The organism is Curtobacterium sp. AC272, from assembly GCF_979258155.1.
The window spans coordinates 53,794-68,616 of record NZ_OZ409838.1 but is presented as its reverse complement, the minus strand read 5'-3'; the positions used below and the strand labels follow the sequence as shown (position 1 = coordinate 68,616).

Here is a 14,823-nt window from a genome sequence, read left to right as displayed (position 1 = left end):
CTCCGGCGGCGGATCCGGCCGCTCATGCTCCGCCGGACGAAGCAGGCCGTCGCCGCCGACCTGCCGCCGAAGCAGGAACAGGTCGTCCGGGTCACGCTCGACCCCGCGCACCGCGAGCTGTACGAGCGCACGCTCAACCGCGAGCGCCTGAAGGTCCTCGACCTGATCGACGACCTGTCGAAGAACCGGATGATCGTGTTCCGGTCGCTGACGCTGCTGCGGATGCTCGCGCTGTCGCCGGCGTTGGTCCCGAGCGGGTCGGACTCGCCCCTGTCGCCCTCGACGCCGATCCCGTCCGCCAAGCTCGACCTGCTGCTCGACGAACTCGAACAGCTCGCAGCGGAAGGCCGACGCGCCCTGGTGTTCAGCCAGTTCACGTCGTTCCTGCGGATGGTGTCCGATGCCCTCGACGAACGGGGCGTCGGCTACGAGTACCTCGACGGCTCGACGCGCAAACGCCCACAGGTCATCGAGCGCTTCCGGCAGGGCACCGCGCCCGCGTTCCTCATCTCGCTGAAGGCCGGCGGCTTCGGGCTCACCCTGACCGAGGCCGACACCGTGTTCGTGCTCGACCCCTGGTGGAACCCCGCCGCCGAGTCCCAGGCCGTCGACCGGACCCACCGCATCGGGCAGACCCGGTCGGTGAGCGTGCAACGCTTCATCGCCGAGGACACCATCGAGGAGAAGGTCCTGGCCCTCGCCGCGCGCAAGGCCGAGCTGTTCGCCACGATGATCGACGACGACGCCCTGTTCGCCGACGACCTGACGGCCGACGACATCCGCTCGCTGCTCGCCTGACGCGCGGGGCGCAGTGTGCGGTTGCGCGTCAGGCGAGCGTGGGCGAGCGCGTCAGCGGGCGAGCGCGTCGATCGCCGCGACCTCGTCCGCCGAGAGCTCGATGCGGGCACCGGCAGCGTTCGACCGGATGCGCTCCGGGTTCGACGACTTCGGGATGACGACGAAGCCGTGCGCGACGTGCCACGCGACGATGACCTGGGCGCTGTCGGCGTCGTGCTCGCCCGCGATGTCGAGCAGCGTCGGGTCCTGCAGGTTGCTCGCCTTGAAGGGGCTGTAGCCCTCGAGCACGACCCCGCGCTCGGCCAACCCGTCCGCGATCGTCTGGTCGTACTCGACCGGGCTCCACTTGATCTGGTTCACGGCTGGGGCGGTGCCGGTCGCGGTGACGAGCTCGTCGATCTGGTCGAGCGAGTAGTTGCTCACACCCACTGCTCGGGTCAGTCCGTCGGCCTGTGCCTGAACGACCTGCTCCCACACGTCCGGGCGGGCCTCGCCGTTCGGCGGCCAGTGCACGAGCCAGAGGTCCAGGTGGTCGAGGCCGAGCTGGTCGAGGCTCTCCTCGATCGTCTCGCGCACCCGGTCGGCGTTGTCCGGCGGCAGCTTCGTCGTCACGAACACGTCGTCGCGGGCGAGGCCGGACTCGGCGAGGGCCTTGCCGACGCCGCGCTGGTTGCTGTAGCCGGTGGCGGTGTCGATGTGGCGGTACCCGGCCGCCAGTGCTTCGCCGACGGCAACGGGGGCCTCGCCGTCGGGGATCTGCCAGGTGCCGAAGCCCAGGAGCGGCATCGACCCACCGGTGACGGATACGGACGGATTCGCGTAATCGGTCATGCGGACCTGTCTACGCCGTGGTCGTTCGGCCGTTCAGAGCGTGGCGGTCCGCAGCCGTGTCCGAGGTCTGCGGCATGATCGATCTCCGGCACCATAGTCCGGGCTACCCCGGCGCCGCACCACCGCACCACCAGGAGTTCCACGCACCCATGACGTCCCGCCGACGCCGCCGTACCCGCATCAGCCTCACCTCCGTCCTCGTCGTCCTGGCCCTCGCGGTCGGTGGCTACGCGCTCGACGCCACCGGCGTCCTCGGACCGGACGCCGACGCGGCCGCCGGGCCCACGGCGGTCGCCACGGCCACGGTCGGCACCGACCGCGACGCACCGGAGCCGAGCCGGGCCTCCAGACCGACGGATCCGACCGTCAGCACGTCGACCGACACCGACGCTGCGGACGCCCGCGCGCTCCTCGCCGCGCTGCCCGTCAAGGGCAAGGCCCCCGGCACCGGCTACGACCGCACGGGCGAGTTCGGCAGCGCGTGGATCGACGTCGACCACAACGGCTGCGACACCCGGAACGACGTGCTCGCGCGCGACCTCAGCGGCATCGTGCGGCAGGGGCCGTGCAAGGTGGTGACCGGCACGCTCGTTTCGCCGTACACCGGCGCGACGATCGACTTCGTGCGCGGCAACACGACCTCGACCCTCGTGCAGATCGACCACGTCGTCGCGCTCGAGAACGCCTGGCGCACCGGTGCCCAGCAGCTCAGCCAGTCGGAGCGGGAGGCCCTGGCGAACGACCCGTCGAACCTGTTCGCCGTCGACGGCCAGTCGAACTCGCAGAAGCGCTCGGGTGACGCCGCGACCTGGCTGCCGGCGAACAAGGCCTTCCGCTGCACCTACATCGAGCACCAGGTGTCCGTGAAGGCCGAGTACCGACTGTGGGTCGTACCCGCTGAGCGCGATGCGATGGAGCGGGTGCTGAACGCCTGCTGACGTCGGGCGGTCTGCCGCCGCTGCGTGTCGGCCTGGAGGCCCGGCGCATCCGCCCCGCGTGGCAGGCTGCGGACATGGCTGAGCAACTCACGGTCCCGCAGGCGTTCGCGCTCCTCCAGGTCGAACCCGACGGCCGCAAGTCCCTCGACGGGCAGACGCTGGACACCGGTCTCGCGGGAGCGGTCCTCGCCGACCTGGCACTCCGCGGTGCCGTCTCGCTGCAGAACGGCCTGGTCACCGTCGTCGCCGGCGCCGCCACGGGCGATCCGGTGCTCGACGGCGTCGTCGGCTCGATCGCGGCGTCCGGCGCGCCGCGCAAGGCGAAGTGGTGGGTGAGCCGGCTCGGGAAGCAGCGGCTCCGCGATGACGTCTTCGCCGGACTCGTCGAGCGAGGGATCATCAGCGTCGAGCAGGGGAAGGTGCTCGGGCTCTTCCCCACCACGAAGCACCCGGAGCGCGACGGAGCCCCGGAGGCACTGCTGCGATCCGGCATCGCGGACGTCCTGGCTCGGCGGGCGAGCCCGACACCGTTCTCCGCTGCGGTCATCGGGCTGCTCGACGCGACGAACACGCTCCGCAAGCAGTTCGGCGCCGTCGACAAGGGACTGGTGAAGGAGATCACCTCGGGCACCTGGGCGAGCCCGGCGGTCAAGGCCGTGCTCGAGGAGATCCAGGCCGCGGCGATGATCGTCATCATGGCGGCGACCACCGCGACGACGACCACGGTCATCACGAGCTGAAGTCGGCACCACCGGGCAGCTCCTCGGCACCCCGACCATCCTGCAAAACGACAGGTGTAGCCTAAAGGGAATTCATCGTCGAAGACCTCAGGAGGCCTCCCCATGCCCGAAACGAACTCCGTCACGTCCCGCTTCACCGACCGCGTCGTCCTCATCACCGGTGGTGGCTCCGGCCTCGGACGTGCAACCGCCGTCCGCCTGGCCGCCGAGGGCGCTGCGCTCTCCCTCGTCGACGTCTCCGAGCAGGGACTCCGAGGCCTCGAAGGCCGCCGTGCTCGCGGCCACCCCCGACGCCCAGGTCCTGACCACCGTCGCCGACGTGTCCGACGAAGCCCAGGTCGACGCCTACGTCGCAGCCACCACCGAGCGCTTCGGCCGCATCGACGGCTTCTTCAACAACGCCGGCATCGAGGGCAAGCAGAACCCCACCGAGTCGTTCACCGCCGCCGAGTTCGACAAGGTCGTGTCGATCAACCTGCGTGGCGTGTTCCTCGGGCTCGAGAAGGTCCTCAAGGTCATGCGCGAGCAGGGCTCCGGCATGGTCGTGAACACCGCGAGCGTCGGCGGCATCCGCGGCATCGGCAACCAGTCCGGGTACGCCGCCGCCAAGCACGGCGTCGTCGGGCTGACCCGCAACTCCGCCGTCGAGTACGGCCGCTACGGCATCCGCATCAACGCCATCGCGCCCGGAGCCATCTGGACGCCGATGGTCGAGAACTCGATGAAGCAGCTCGACGCGGAGAACCCCCGCAAGGCCGCCGAGGAGTTCATCCAGGTCAACCCGACGAAGCGCTACGGCGAAGCCCCCGAGATCGCCGCCGTCGTCGCGTTCCTGCTGTCCGACGACGCGTCCTACGTCAACGCGACGGTCGTCCCGATCGACGGCGGGCAGTCGGCCGCGTACTGAGCCGCCCCGGTCCGACGCCCGGCGCACCTCCTCGTGCGCCGGGTGACGACCTGGAGGCGCGGCTCGGCCCCGGCGTGTCCGTCCAGCGTGACAGCATGGTTGGCGTGAGCAACGACGAGACGAACGGATCCGCCTTCGGCCGAGGTGTCGACAAGGCCCGCCCACCGCGGCCGCCGAACTCCGCCGCCGGATGGCAGCATCGCCGGCGGGCTTCCTGCGCAGCGCGGCGTGGGTGCCGTGGAAGGCGGCGGGGACTCCGGAGGCGGGCAGCGTCGCCCACGTCATGATCCGTGACAAGCCGTTCGTGCCCGTCTTCACCGACCCCGACGAACTCGCCGTCGGCCTGCCCGAGGCCGAGGGCGTCCGGTTCCGATGTCCGAGCTCGTGACCGCACTGCCCGAGGAGTTCGGCATCGTGGTCGACCCGACGAGTGCCGAGGCGGCGAACTTCCTGCACGCCGACGTCCTCGCCCAGATGCGGGTGCAGATGCAGGGTGGCGTCCCGACGGCCGACGACTGAGGCCCTTCCGAGCGAGTGCGTGGGCGGCTGCCCACCGTCCCAGGACGACAGGTGTCGGGACCAGCCCTCGTTCTGGCGTCACGGTCGCGGCGGCGCGGCTTGGCGCTCTGGCACGCTGACGGTTCTGGTTCACGATCGCCGGGGTCGTAAACCAGGACCGTCACTCGCCCGGCGAGCGGCGGCGGCGCCGCCGGCGCCGCCGTCAGCGAGCGGGCTCGACGAGCTCGATGAAGCGGGACAGCAGCGACAGGCCGGCGATCGAAGGCGGCAGCCCCGTGGTGAGCGCCGGCGAGTGCACGAGGTACGCCGCCCACTTCGCCCGCGAGATCGCGACGTTCAGCCGGTTCGGCATGAGCAGGAAGTCGAGCCCGCGAGGGATGTCCGCCGCACTCGACGCTGCCAGGGACACGATCGACACGACGGCTTCGCGGCCCTGGAACAGGTCGACCGTGCCGACCTGGGTACCGGTGAAGCCTGCACGGTCGAGCTCCTGACGGATCAGGGCACCCTGCGCGTTGTACGGGGCGACGACGATGACGTCCTCGTCGGTCAGGGCACGAGCGTCCGAGCCGTCGGTCCACGTGCGGCCGACGACATCGCCGACGAGCGCCACCACGCGGGCGGCTTCCTCCGGTGACGAGGTCGTGTTGCCCGCGTGCACGACCGGCACGGGGTGCACGCCCGCGTCGATCCCGTCGAGGTGCCGCCCGGACACCATCGACGCGAGCTGCCCGTCGTAGGACAAGGCCGAAACGGACTCGGTCAGCGCCGGCTCCATCCGACGGGTGCGGGCCAGGAAGTAGCCGAACTCCGGCGGCAGGACGTGTTCGCCGTCCGCCAGCCACCCGAGCGCGGACTCGTCGACGGGCTCCGGGTGCGAGCCCTGCGAGACCTGCGGGAGCTGCTGCGGGTCCCCCAACAGCAGGAGTCGGGTCGCGGCGATCGAGGACGCGATGGTCGGCGCGAGCGAGAACTGCCCGGCCTCGTCGACGACGAGTAGGTCGAGAGGCGGCGCTCGATCGTCGAGGCGTTCGCGAACGTCCACGCGGTCCCGCCGACCACACCACCGGTGCCGGAGGCCTCGCACGACGACAGGAACGCGGCGACGGCAGCACCGTTCTTCACGGGCGTCCACGCGGCGGCGTCGAGTTCGTCCTCGGTCGCACCGGACTTCGGCACCTTCACGACGCGGTCCGCGGGCACGCCGGCGTTCACGACCGAGGACAGGAAGTTCTCCGAGGTCGCATGGGACTGCCCGACGACCCCGACGCGCCAGCCGTACTCGCGGACGAGCCGTGCGACGACGTTCGACCCGACGTAGGTCTTGCCCGTGCCGGGAGGCCCCTGGATCGCCAGGTACGAGTGGTCGAGGCCGAGCAGTGTCGCCACCACGGCGGACACCGTGTCGTCGCCCTGCACGGGCACGATCGCACCGCGTGGCGGCACCCGGCGCAGCAGGTCGAAGGCCGGGTCGGACACCATCGAGGGCAGCTCGTCGAGGACCTGCTGCCCCCACTCGGCGATCGCCTCGGGCTGCGGCTTCGCACGGGGCGGTGCGGACGGTGCGAGTGCGACCGGGAAGTCGTGGTGCGGTTCCGCCCCGACGGGCAGCCCCTCCTTCACGAGCACCTCGACGGCGTCGCCGTTGTCCCACACGTCCACGATCACGGCGCGGGACGACGCGCCCTTCGACCCGGGCCCGGAGACGCGACCGACGGCGGAAGCGGGTCGTCGTAGACGAGGTGGGGCGTGCCTCCCGGCCGGAGCCGCGAACCGGGCGCGAGCGTCCCCGACAACCGGAGTTCTCGCGACTGCGAGCGGGCACGCGGCAGCGTGTCCCAGTCCCGTTCGACGGACGCGCGCTCCACGACGAGCACGTCGCGGGTGTCGGCCCAGTCGTCGACCGGGTTGCGCAGGCGGTCGAAGTGGTCCTGCCAGAAGGTCTTCGCCTCGCGCCGGTGGTAGTCGATCGCGGCTGCGGCGAGCGCCAGCGCAGTCTCGTCGGGCGTGCGGTCGAGGGCGTCGACGTCCTCCAGGTGCGACGCGAGCGCGACGTAGACCGGGTTCGGCTCGCGCTCGACGGGGATCGGCGGGACGTCGAGCTCGAGTGCCGGATCCGCTGCGTCCGGGTCGTCGGTGCGTAGGGAGCGGAGCCAGTCGCGCAGGCGCAGGGTCGAGCGGCAGTCGTAGGCATTGTAGTCGGCGACCTCGTCGAGCATGTGCTGGCCGGCGGCGGGGTCCCCGTTGCGGAGTTCCTCGATCGCGTCGACGTAGGCGGTGATGCTGTCGGCCGCGTTCGTCACATCGCTGAGCCGCAGGTCGTCGCCCATGTACAGCGGCTCGAGCTTCTTGATCGAGTAGCTGTGGCTGCCGACGACCAGGGCCTTGCGGACGATCGGGTACAGGTCGACCAGGACGCCGGCGCGCAGCAGGTCGTCGACGGCCTCTTCGCCGGCCCCGTGCCGGGCGGCGAGCGACAGCAGGTGCGTCCGCTCGTAGGCGGCGTAGTGGTAGATGTGCATGCCCGGGTACTGCTGCCGCCGGGCCTCGATGAACGCGAGGAACTGCTCCAGGGCGACTCGCTCGTCGCGGATCGTGTGCGCCCAGAACGCGGTGAACTCCGCGCGGTCGTCGACCAGGCCGAACAGGTAGTCGAGGCCCCAGTGCACGCCGTCCTCGGTGTGCAGCGGGTCGCCTTCGAAGTCGAAGAAGACGTCGCCGGGGTCGGGGGCCGGGATCGCATCGAGCGCGCGGGCATCGAGGACCTCGAAGCGCGGCTTCGCGGGCTGGTCCGGCCCGTCGGCGCCGTTCCGTCGGGCGGTCTCCGTCTCGATCTGGAGGCTCGCCTGGCGCACCAGCCGATCCTGCGTCGCGCGGGACAAGCCCGGCACTGCCCGGGTGCGGACCGCCAGGTCGTCGATCGTCCGCACCTCGTGCTTGATGAGCTTCGCCCGCTGGTCGAGGCGCATGCCCGCGACGAGGACGAGGTCGCGATGCTCGGCCACCTGGGTCGAGCAGACGTCGCAGCGCCCACAGCTCGAGTAGCGCGGGTCGCCCCACTGCAGCTCGGCGTCGGCAGTGATCCGCTCGGCGATCACGCGCTGCAGTTCGGCGCGCTGCGTGCGGTACACCGGCGCGATGTCGGCGAGGTCGTGCGTGGTCGTCGTCCGGTCGCCGAGCACCAGGTGCACCTGCGCCCCGGTGGGGATGCCGTGTGCCTGCATCTGCTCGGAGTAGGCGGCGAGCTGCAGCAGGGCGCTGATCTTGGCGTGCCGGGCGAGCTTGGTGTCGTAGACCTCGTACTCGCCCCGGTCGTTGCGGATGATGAAGTCCGCGAAGCCGATGAAGCCCGGGCTGTCCGTCGTGGGCGCCGCGTGGAACGTCGGCTGGTACAGGACGTCGGCGCCGTCGGCGAAGGCCTGTCGCGCTTCGGCTGCGGCGCGTGCGTAGTCCGGCGGGGCGGGGCGGTCGAACTCGACGACGTTCCGGGTCTGCTTGAGGATGTCGAGGTAGTCGAGCTCGTGCTGGTCCCCCAGTCGGGCGGTGCGCTCGAGCATGTCGTCGTGCGCCTCGGGCAGGGGTTCCCCGCGACCGACCTTGACGTCGAGCCGGCGCAAGAACGCCCACTCGCAGGCCGACCACGTGCTGAGGTCACTCGGGCTGAGCAGCACGTGGCCGTCGACGCCGATCTGCATGCGTTCCCCCGTCTCTCTGGTGCCCTGCGAGCCTAGGGCCGCCCGCCGACACACCACGTCAAGAAGGCGGCGCACACGTGTCATTTCGCATGAGATAGTTCATACGTTACCGTTGCCAGAAAGAGGCGGATGGCTGACCTCGTGCGCCGGCCGGCTCCGCACTTGTTCATCTGCGACGAAATGGGTCTCATGAAGACAGCCAGCGTGATCTCGACCGGTCTCGTGCTTGGAATCGCCATCACTTTTCTGGCGAGCGCAGCCACGGTCGCCATCTCAGCCTTCACTGGGGCATCGGCGGCGATCCCGTCTGTCTTCTCGGCCACCGTCGGCGAGGAGAACGGGCTGCCATCCGTGGAGTTCATACCGAGTGGGGTGGGTCTCCTCGTAGTGGTCGGGGTCGTGACCATCGCATACACAATCGTGCAGCTTCGCGTCACCTCCCGGCCCTGAGCCAACCACTTCTGTCTCGCGCAATGCGGCGCTGACCAGGGCCTCGGAACTCGCGGGAACCTCCAGCGTGTCGTGACGGCGGCACCACGGTGTGGTCGACTTTCGGGCCAGTGAACAGGGAGCTTCGAAGATCAAACTTCGGCGACCGCCACGAACCTCGGCCCGTCGTACCCGTCGCGGGTCACGTGCGCCGTGAAGTCAGCGAGCGTGCGGACCCAGTGCCCCCGCTCGCCGTACAGCGCCTGGTAGACGACCACCGGTTCCTCGGTCTCGACGTCGCGGGCGACGAGCAGCACCTCGTAGTGGTTGCCCTTGAAGTGGCGGTACCGGCCAGGAGTCACGTCGTCGCTCACACCCGCGACCCTAAGCGCTCCTACACTCGGGCCATGACCGAGCACGCTCGAACAGACCGCGGCCTCGACCGACTCGTCAACTTCTCCGACGCCACGGTCGCCATCGCGATCACGCTCCTGATCCTGCCGCTGGTCGACATCGCCAGCGAGATGTCCTCGGGCGAGAGCGCCGGCGACCTGCTCCGGGAGCACTGGCCCGCCCTGCTCGAGTTCCTCATCACGTTCTGGTTGATCTCGCGGTTCTGGATCCTGCACCACCAGGTCTTCGAGCACGTCCGCTCCTACAACGCCCGGGTCATGCAGCTGAACTTCGTGTGGCTCATCAGCATCGTGTTCCTGCCCTTCGCCGCCAACCTGCTCAACAGCGGCGAGAACGACGACCGTGTGGCCCACGCGCTGTACCTCGGCAGCATGGTCGTGACGAGCTTGGCGCTCACCGGCATCGAACTCGTGCTCCGGCGGAACCCGGAGTTGCTCTCCACGCCGCTGGGCGACTCGGCGCGGGGGCTCATCGCCGCCGGCCTGCTGTCGCTCGCCCTGGTCCTGTCAGTGGTGTTCCCGAGCATCGGCCTGCTCTGGGCCCTGCTCCTCGTGCTGCAGGGCACCGTGGCCCGGCTGCTGCGCCGCGTCTGAGCACGGTACGGTCAGCGCATGGGCCTGGGGGATGCGGAGACCGTACTGGCACGCAAGAACGCGAACTTCGTCATCGACGAAGCGGCAGCGGAGGCCGGCCTCGTCCGTTCGATCGCAGCACCCGGCCCGTTCGGCATGCGCCGCCACGAAGCCGCGGGAGGCCGACTCACCCTCACCCCTGCGGTCCTCTGGTTCCGCGCGCACCCGTTCAACTTCGTCCGGTCGACGTTCGGCATCCCGCTCGACTCGATCGCCGAGCTCCACGACACCTCTCGCAACGTCTCGCGGCAGATGCAGGTCGTCCTGCAGGACGGGCAGCGTCTGACCTTCGTCATCTGGGGCGTGCGGGCGTTCATCGAGCGGATCGACCGGGCGCGCGCCGCGCTCTGACGACGATGCCGCCCACGCCGACGCCGCCGCCGCCGACGTCGACGCGACAGCGCGCCCTGCCGCCGTCACGTGCCGTCACGTTGGCACCGAACGCAGCAGATTGCACCGGAACGACGTACCGTCACGGCATGACCGTCATCGTGGCCGTCGCCGCCCTGGTGGGAGTCCTCGCACTCGCCACCGTGATCGGCCTGCTCCTGCGCACGAGAACGGGCCGAGCGGTTCCCCAGACCGACCGCGCGCGCAGCACCCACACCAGCCCCGACCGCACCGTCGCCGACATCGCTCCCCCGACCGCCTTCGGCACCCGCGCCACCCTCGTCCAGTTCTCGACGCCGACCTGCGCCCGCTGCCCCGCGACGGCCCGCCAGCTCGACAGCCTCGCAGCGCAGCACCCCGGCGTGACCCGGCTCGAGATCGACCTCGCCGAGCACCCGCACCTCGCCACGCGCTTCAACGTCCTGCAGACCCCCACGGTCCTGCTCGTCGACGGCTCCCACGCCGTCCGCACCCGCTTCGGAGGGCCACCCCGCCCACCCGAACTCACCGCAGCCCTCGAAACCGTCCTGGAGTCCCGATGACCACCGCCCCTGACAACGCAGGCATCGACCCGCGCTCCCCACGCTTCGGCGCCGCGATCACCACGGTCCTGCTCGCACTGACCACCGTCCTGACGCTGATCCCCGCAACCCGGGTCGTCGGCATCATCCTGCTCGCCGTCATCGTGGCGCTCTTCGCAGTCGGCGGCATCGCCGGCATCCGCCGCCACCCGTACGGCGCGCTCTTCCGTCGCTTCGTCCGGCCGCGGCTCGCCCCGCCCGCCGAGCTCGAGGCCCCGAACCCCGACCTTCGCCCAGCAGGTCGGCCTGTTCGTCACCGCCGTCGCGCTGCTCCTCGCCCTGCTCGGCGTGCCGTACGCGGCACCGATCGGCGCCGCCGTCGCTCTGATCGCAGCCTTCCTCAACGCCGTGTTCGACGTCTGCATCGGCTGCCTGCTCTACGTGTGGCTGGTCCGCGCGGGCGTCTTCCGTCCGCGACGCGGCATCGCCTGACGGCGGTCGACCGGGAGGCCCGGCTCACCTCCGCCCCGCCACCCGCGCTGCCGACATGGTCGCCTCCAGAGCGGTGGGCCGGCCCCACGAGAACGACCAGCCCGACGGCGGAGGCCTCCCCATGGCAGCCTCCGACGCCGGCCCGGTCAGACGGCGAGCGCCTGCTCACTGAGCGCGACGAGGTCGTCGGCGCGCAGGTTCGGCCAGCCGTGCAGCAGCTCCCGCCACTGGGCCGGCAGCGTCGATGCGCCGTACAGCGCACCCGCGAGCCCGCCGGCGATCGCGGCGACGGTGTCGGTGTCGTTGCCGGTGCGGACTGCGCGGACCAGGGCGTCCTCGAGCGAGGAACTCTGGCGCACCGCGGCGTAGGCGGCCTGCAGCGCGGACACCACCCACCCGTTCGACTCCGTGAAGTCCACGGGCTGCGAGTGCTCGGCCGTGACGATCCGGTCCACCCACACTCGGCGCCGGTCGAGGTCGAGCAGGTCGACGCCACGCAGGAGGTCGAGCTCGCCGGTCAGCACCGCGTGCCGGATCGCCACGCACCAGAGCACACACGCGTCCCCGCGTCGGACTCGTAGTGCGTCAGGTCGCTGATCGCGCGAGCCGCCGCCGCGAGCCGTTCCTCTTCGCCGACGTCACCGCGCAGGTAGGCGAGCACCAATGGTGCGGTGCGCATGAGCGACCCGTTGCCGGCGGAGCGGCCCTTGTACTCGTGCTCCTGCCGGGCCGAAGCCCGCGCGACGGAGGCGATCCGCGCCTCCAGACCGGTCAACACGTTGCGCGTCTGGATGCCGACGTCGGGCGCGTTGACCGACCACGCTGCCCAGGCGGCCACCAGGCCGTCGAGGGCTGGCTCCGACGCTGGGTCGCCGCCGCGGGCGACCGTGCGGAGGATCGGAACGGCCATGCTCGTGTCGTCGGTCCACTCCCCGGCGCCCAGCCGAAGGAGCCGCCGCCGGTCATCGTGATCGGGGTCGGCTCGGGCACTGCCGGTCGGAACTCGTACCCGGCACCGAGGGCGTCGCCGGCGGCGGAGCCGAGGACGGCACCGACTGCTCGGTCGTGGATCTGCGGGGTGGTCATGTGGACCTCCGGATCAGGTTTGCGCGAGATTGCGTAAAACCGATCCTGCACCACTCGTCATGTTTGCGCAAGTGTGCGTAAACTCACCGGCATGACCGACGAGTACCGCGACGCGAGCGGCCGACGCCTGATGGACTACCCGCGACCCTCCGTCGCCGTGGACACCGCCGTGCTGACCGTCCCCACCGGCGGACCACTGTCCGTCGTGCAGGTCCGCGATGCCGCCGAGGGCGACTGGCGCCTGCCGGGGACGTTCGTGCACGAGGGCGAGCGGTTGGCGGACGCGGTGCTGCGGTCACTCCGCGAGAAGGCGGGCGTGAGCGGGCTCGCACCACAGCAGCTCCACGTGTTCGACGACCCGGCGCGGGACGACCGTGGGTGGGTGCTGTCGGTGGCGCACCTCGACGTGGTGCCGGCTCATGCTCTGGACCTGGACGAGCCCCAGGGACGACTCGCGCCAGTGATCGAGGCGCGCGGGATGGTGCACGGGCACGACGACATCCTCGGGTTCGCGGTCGCTCGGCTCCGTTCCGTCCACGGCGACGCTCCGGATCCACACGGGCTGCTCGACGAGCCGTTCACGATGTCGGAGTTGCGGCAGTTGCACGAGGCGGTCCTCGGCGAGCGCCTCCTGCCGGACTCGTTCCGGCGAGCCATGCTGCCGAAGTTGACCGCGACGGACACGAAGCGGGCGGACGGGCCAGGGAAGCCAGCGACGAGGTACACGGCGATCCGCTCGTAGGGTGGGGGCATGGGGGAACTCGAACTGACAGCACGGCGAGCCTGGCGACGGACGACCCTGCTCGCACTGATCGGAACCGTCGTCGGCGCCGTCATCGGCTGGTCGCTGGCCACGACCGAGTCGGGCGCCGTCGCCGTCGCAGTCCTCACCGTCGTCGGCTTCGGCGCGTCCGTCGGTGGCCTGACCGGTACCTTCTCGATCCTCGCCACGACGATCGGGATGTCGACCGCGATGCAGGCCACCACGGCGGGGCTCTCCCTGCCGGCAGGCGCATGGTGACGCAAGCGATCAAGACCGGCAGCCCGATCCAGCCACCCGAGTCCGACCTCGCCCTCCGAGCGCGCGAGCACGCACGACTGCTCTCCACCTACCAGCCGCTCGCCCTCGCCCAGTTCCTGCTGCTCTACGTCGGCATCGCCGGCATCCAGTTCCCGAGGCTCGCGGACGACGACGTCTTCGGCTCGGCGTTCTCGCGGTTCCTCTGCGCAGCACTGCTCATCACCGCACTGGTCATGACGCCGATCCTGCTGCGAGCGGTTCGTCGGTCGCGGCGGTACCTGCGGGCGGCGACCGTCGTGGCATCCCCGTCCCCGCGGGCCTGACGAGCACGACCACCCGGGTTCGCTTCCGCCGCTCATCGAGTGAGCAGAAAACGTCGAGTCCGCCGCGGCGACTCGACCTTTTCTGCTCACTGAACGCGCGAGCCCCGCCGCGCAGCCACCCCGCCACGCGTAACACGCAATTTACTTTCACCTCTGGCGTTCGCGTACGAAAGACGCTTTCATAGCGGGATGACGATCACCGAGCGGCCCGACCGGGTCGAGCGCGCCGACGCCTTCGCCCTCGTCCGCACCCAGTCGGTCACGATGCCGTCGAGCATGCGCGCCATCGCCGACGCCGTGCTCGAGGACCCGGCAGCCGCAGCCACCACGAACGCCGCCGAACTCGCCGGCCGCGCGGGTGTCTCCCCCGCCACCGTCTCCCGCTTCGCCCAGCACCTCGGCTTCGCGAACTTCGCCGGCCTGCAGCGCAGCATGACCCGGGCCGTCGAACGCGGCATCCACGAGCGCGAGCACACCGAGATCCACGCCGGGGTCGCCGTCGACGACGACGTCGCCACCGTCATCGCGAAGGTCACCGAGGACGTCCGCGCCGTGATGGCCGACACCCGCGCCGCGCTCGACCCGCACGCCCTCGAAGCCGCGGCCGCAGCGGTGAGCAGTGCCCGCCGCGTCGTCCTGTACGGCGTCGGCGCGAGCGGCATCGTCGCGCGGGACCTGCACCTCAAGCTCGAGCGCATCGGCGTCGTGAGCTCGATCGCCGACGACCCGCACAACGCCCTGACCCTCGCGAGCGTCATCGGTGAGCACGACGTCCTGGTGCTCGTCAGCCACTCGGGCTCCACCACCGAGACACTCGAGGTCGCCCACGCCGCCGCAGCCCAGCGGTCGACGATCGTCGCGATCACCGGCCACGCCAACGCCCCGCTCGCCACCGCGGCCCACCACGTCCTGCTCGGCGTCGCCGGTGCCGAGAGCGCCCTCCGCCCCGCCGCTATGGGCAGCCGCATGAGCCAACTCGCCATCGTCGACGCCCTCTTCATCGTCGTCGCGCAGCGCACCGACGAGCGATCCCAGCCGCTCCTCGCCCGCAGCCGCGACGCCGTCCGCACCCACCACCGGAACTGAG

The 14,823-nt window shown here is 70.9% G+C and carries 21 protein-coding genes and 2 pseudogenes; 16 read left to right on the top strand and 7 right to left on the bottom strand.

Going from position 1 to position 14,823, the window contains the following annotated elements; genetic code table 11:
* Nucleotides 1-24 precede the first annotated feature (24 nt).
* A complete protein-coding gene (locus ACZZ0J_RS00350; RefSeq protein WP_463434040.1) occupies nucleotides 25-798 on the top strand; it encodes a DEAD/DEAH box helicase in 774 nt (257 codons plus the stop codon).
* A gap of 51 nt (nucleotides 799-849) precedes the next feature.
* Here ACZZ0J_RS00350 and ACZZ0J_RS00345 read toward each other — a convergent pair whose 3' ends face one another.
* Nucleotides 850-1,629, bottom strand: a complete 780-nt coding sequence (locus ACZZ0J_RS00345; RefSeq protein ID WP_463434039.1) for an aldo/keto reductase — start codon at nucleotides 1,627-1,629, stop codon at nucleotides 850-852.
* Nucleotides 1,630-1,703: 74 nt separating this feature from the next.
* Between ACZZ0J_RS00345 and ACZZ0J_RS00340 the strand changes: the two genes are divergently transcribed.
* The 6 genes and pseudogenes from ACZZ0J_RS00340 (at nucleotide 1,704) to ACZZ0J_RS00315 (ending at nucleotide 4,733) form a co-directional block, all read left to right on the top strand.
* Nucleotides 1,704-2,567 (top strand): HNH endonuclease family protein, encoded by an 864-nt coding sequence (locus tag ACZZ0J_RS00340; RefSeq protein WP_463434038.1) that lies wholly within the window; start codon nucleotides 1,704-1,706, stop codon nucleotides 2,565-2,567.
* A gap of 74 nt (nucleotides 2,568-2,641) precedes the next feature.
* Complete coding sequence (locus ACZZ0J_RS00335; protein WP_463434036.1) at nucleotides 2,642-3,307, top strand: GOLPH3/VPS74 family protein; 666 nt, start codon at nucleotides 2,642-2,644, stop codon at nucleotides 3,305-3,307.
* Nucleotides 3,308-3,409: 102 nt separating this feature from the next.
* Nucleotides 3,410-3,508: pseudogene (locus tag ACZZ0J_RS00330) on the top strand (oxidoreductase); the annotation flags it as partial.
* Nucleotides 3,509-3,578: 70 nt separating this feature from the next.
* Complete coding sequence (locus tag ACZZ0J_RS00325; protein ID WP_463434034.1) at nucleotides 3,579-4,214, top strand: SDR family oxidoreductase; 636 nt, start codon at nucleotides 3,579-3,581, stop codon at nucleotides 4,212-4,214.
* 190 nt (nucleotides 4,215-4,404) lie between these two features.
* Nucleotides 4,405-4,602, top strand: a complete 198-nt coding sequence (locus ACZZ0J_RS00320; protein ID WP_463434032.1) for a hypothetical protein — start codon at nucleotides 4,405-4,407, stop codon at nucleotides 4,600-4,602.
* The gene (locus ACZZ0J_RS00315) at nucleotides 4,587-4,733 is read left to right on the top strand and encodes a hypothetical protein (protein WP_463434030.1); all 147 of its coding nucleotides are present in this window, start codon (nucleotides 4,587-4,589) and stop codon (nucleotides 4,731-4,733) included. The genes ACZZ0J_RS00320 and ACZZ0J_RS00315 overlap by 16 nt, the downstream gene beginning before the upstream one ends.
* A gap of 202 nt (nucleotides 4,734-4,935) precedes the next feature.
* Here the strand turns inward: ACZZ0J_RS00315 and ACZZ0J_RS00310 are convergent, their stop codons facing one another.
* From ACZZ0J_RS00310 to ACZZ0J_RS00300, 3 genes are read right to left on the bottom strand one after another with little or no spacing between them, the layout of a single operon-like run.
* Nucleotides 4,936-5,478, bottom strand: a complete 543-nt coding sequence (locus tag ACZZ0J_RS00310) for an AAA domain-containing protein (protein WP_463434028.1) — start codon at nucleotides 5,476-5,478, stop codon at nucleotides 4,936-4,938.
* Nucleotides 5,479-5,495: 17 nt separating this feature from the next.
* Entirely contained in the window at nucleotides 5,496-6,401 is a 906-nt protein-coding gene (locus ACZZ0J_RS00305) for a DEAD/DEAH box helicase family protein (protein ID WP_463434026.1), read from the bottom strand.
* The gene (locus ACZZ0J_RS00300; protein ID WP_463434024.1) at nucleotides 6,398-8,428 is read right to left on the bottom strand and encodes a TM0106 family RecB-like putative nuclease; all 2,031 of its coding nucleotides are present in this window, start codon (nucleotides 8,426-8,428) and stop codon (nucleotides 6,398-6,400) included. Before ACZZ0J_RS00300 ends, ACZZ0J_RS00305 begins: the two co-directional genes overlap by 4 nt.
* A 129-nt stretch (nucleotides 8,429-8,557) precedes the next feature.
* On the opposite strand from ACZZ0J_RS00300, the gene ACZZ0J_RS00295 reads away from it, so the two are divergent.
* Complete coding sequence (locus tag ACZZ0J_RS00295; protein ID WP_463434022.1) at nucleotides 8,558-8,878, top strand: hypothetical protein; 321 nt, start codon at nucleotides 8,558-8,560, stop codon at nucleotides 8,876-8,878.
* A 131-nt stretch (nucleotides 8,879-9,009) separates the two neighbouring features.
* Here ACZZ0J_RS00295 and ACZZ0J_RS00290 read toward each other — a convergent pair whose 3' ends face one another.
* Nucleotides 9,010-9,231: a DUF1653 domain-containing protein gene (locus ACZZ0J_RS00290; RefSeq protein WP_463434020.1), complete on the bottom strand. Its 222-nt coding sequence runs from the start codon at nucleotides 9,229-9,231 to the stop codon at nucleotides 9,010-9,012.
* A 33-nt stretch (nucleotides 9,232-9,264) separates the two neighbouring features.
* On the opposite strand from ACZZ0J_RS00290, the gene ACZZ0J_RS00285 reads away from it, so the two are divergent.
* The 4 genes and pseudogenes from ACZZ0J_RS00285 to ACZZ0J_RS00270 all read left to right on the top strand — a co-directional run bounded on the left by ACZZ0J_RS00285 (nucleotide 9,265) and on the right by ACZZ0J_RS00270 (nucleotide 11,306).
* Complete coding sequence (locus tag ACZZ0J_RS00285) at nucleotides 9,265-9,864, top strand: TMEM175 family protein (RefSeq protein ID WP_123292392.1); 600 nt, start codon at nucleotides 9,265-9,267, stop codon at nucleotides 9,862-9,864.
* An 18-nt stretch (nucleotides 9,865-9,882) separates the two neighbouring features.
* The gene (locus ACZZ0J_RS00280) at nucleotides 9,883-10,254 is read left to right on the top strand and encodes a hypothetical protein (protein WP_463434017.1); all 372 of its coding nucleotides are present in this window, start codon (nucleotides 9,883-9,885) and stop codon (nucleotides 10,252-10,254) included.
* Between the two features lie 128 nt (nucleotides 10,255-10,382).
* The gene (locus ACZZ0J_RS00275) at nucleotides 10,383-10,835 is read left to right on the top strand and encodes a thioredoxin family protein (protein ID WP_463434015.1); all 453 of its coding nucleotides are present in this window, start codon (nucleotides 10,383-10,385) and stop codon (nucleotides 10,833-10,835) included.
* Nucleotides 10,832-11,306, top strand: a pseudogene (locus tag ACZZ0J_RS00270) (DUF4395 domain-containing protein). Before ACZZ0J_RS00275 ends, ACZZ0J_RS00270 begins: the two are co-directional and overlap by 4 nt.
* A gap of 146 nt (nucleotides 11,307-11,452) precedes the next feature.
* Here the strand turns inward: ACZZ0J_RS00270 and ACZZ0J_RS00265 are convergent.
* On the bottom strand, nucleotides 11,453-11,848 hold the full coding sequence (locus ACZZ0J_RS00265; protein WP_463434013.1) for an ADP-ribosylglycohydrolase family protein: 396 nt from the start codon (nucleotides 11,846-11,848) through the stop codon (nucleotides 11,453-11,455).
* Complete coding sequence (locus ACZZ0J_RS00260; protein WP_463434011.1) at nucleotides 11,824-12,216, bottom strand: ADP-ribosylglycohydrolase family protein; 393 nt, start codon at nucleotides 12,214-12,216, stop codon at nucleotides 11,824-11,826. Before ACZZ0J_RS00260 ends, ACZZ0J_RS00265 begins: the two co-directional genes overlap by 25 nt.
* 267 nt (nucleotides 12,217-12,483) lie before the next feature.
* On the opposite strand from ACZZ0J_RS00260, the gene ACZZ0J_RS00255 reads away from it, so the two are divergent.
* The 4 genes from ACZZ0J_RS00255 (at nucleotide 12,484) to ACZZ0J_RS00240 (ending at nucleotide 14,822) form a co-directional block, all read left to right on the top strand.
* Nucleotides 12,484-13,134 carry an NUDIX hydrolase gene (locus tag ACZZ0J_RS00255; RefSeq protein WP_463434009.1) on the top strand — a complete coding sequence of 217 codons (651 nt, stop codon included), beginning with the start codon at nucleotides 12,484-12,486 and terminating at the stop codon, nucleotides 13,132-13,134.
* 9 nt (nucleotides 13,135-13,143) lie between these two features.
* Nucleotides 13,144-13,413 carry a hypothetical protein gene (locus ACZZ0J_RS00250; RefSeq protein ID WP_463434007.1) on the top strand — a complete coding sequence of 90 codons (270 nt, stop codon included), beginning with the start codon at nucleotides 13,144-13,146 and terminating at the stop codon, nucleotides 13,411-13,413.
* Entirely contained in the window at nucleotides 13,407-13,736 is a 330-nt protein-coding gene (locus ACZZ0J_RS00245) for a hypothetical protein (RefSeq protein ID WP_463434005.1), read from the top strand. Before ACZZ0J_RS00250 ends, ACZZ0J_RS00245 begins: the two co-directional genes overlap by 7 nt.
* A gap of 189 nt (nucleotides 13,737-13,925) precedes the next feature.
* Nucleotides 13,926-14,822 (top strand): MurR/RpiR family transcriptional regulator, encoded by an 897-nt coding sequence (locus tag ACZZ0J_RS00240; RefSeq protein WP_463434003.1) that lies wholly within the window; start codon nucleotides 13,926-13,928, stop codon nucleotides 14,820-14,822.
* Nucleotide 14,823 lies beyond the last annotated feature (1 nt).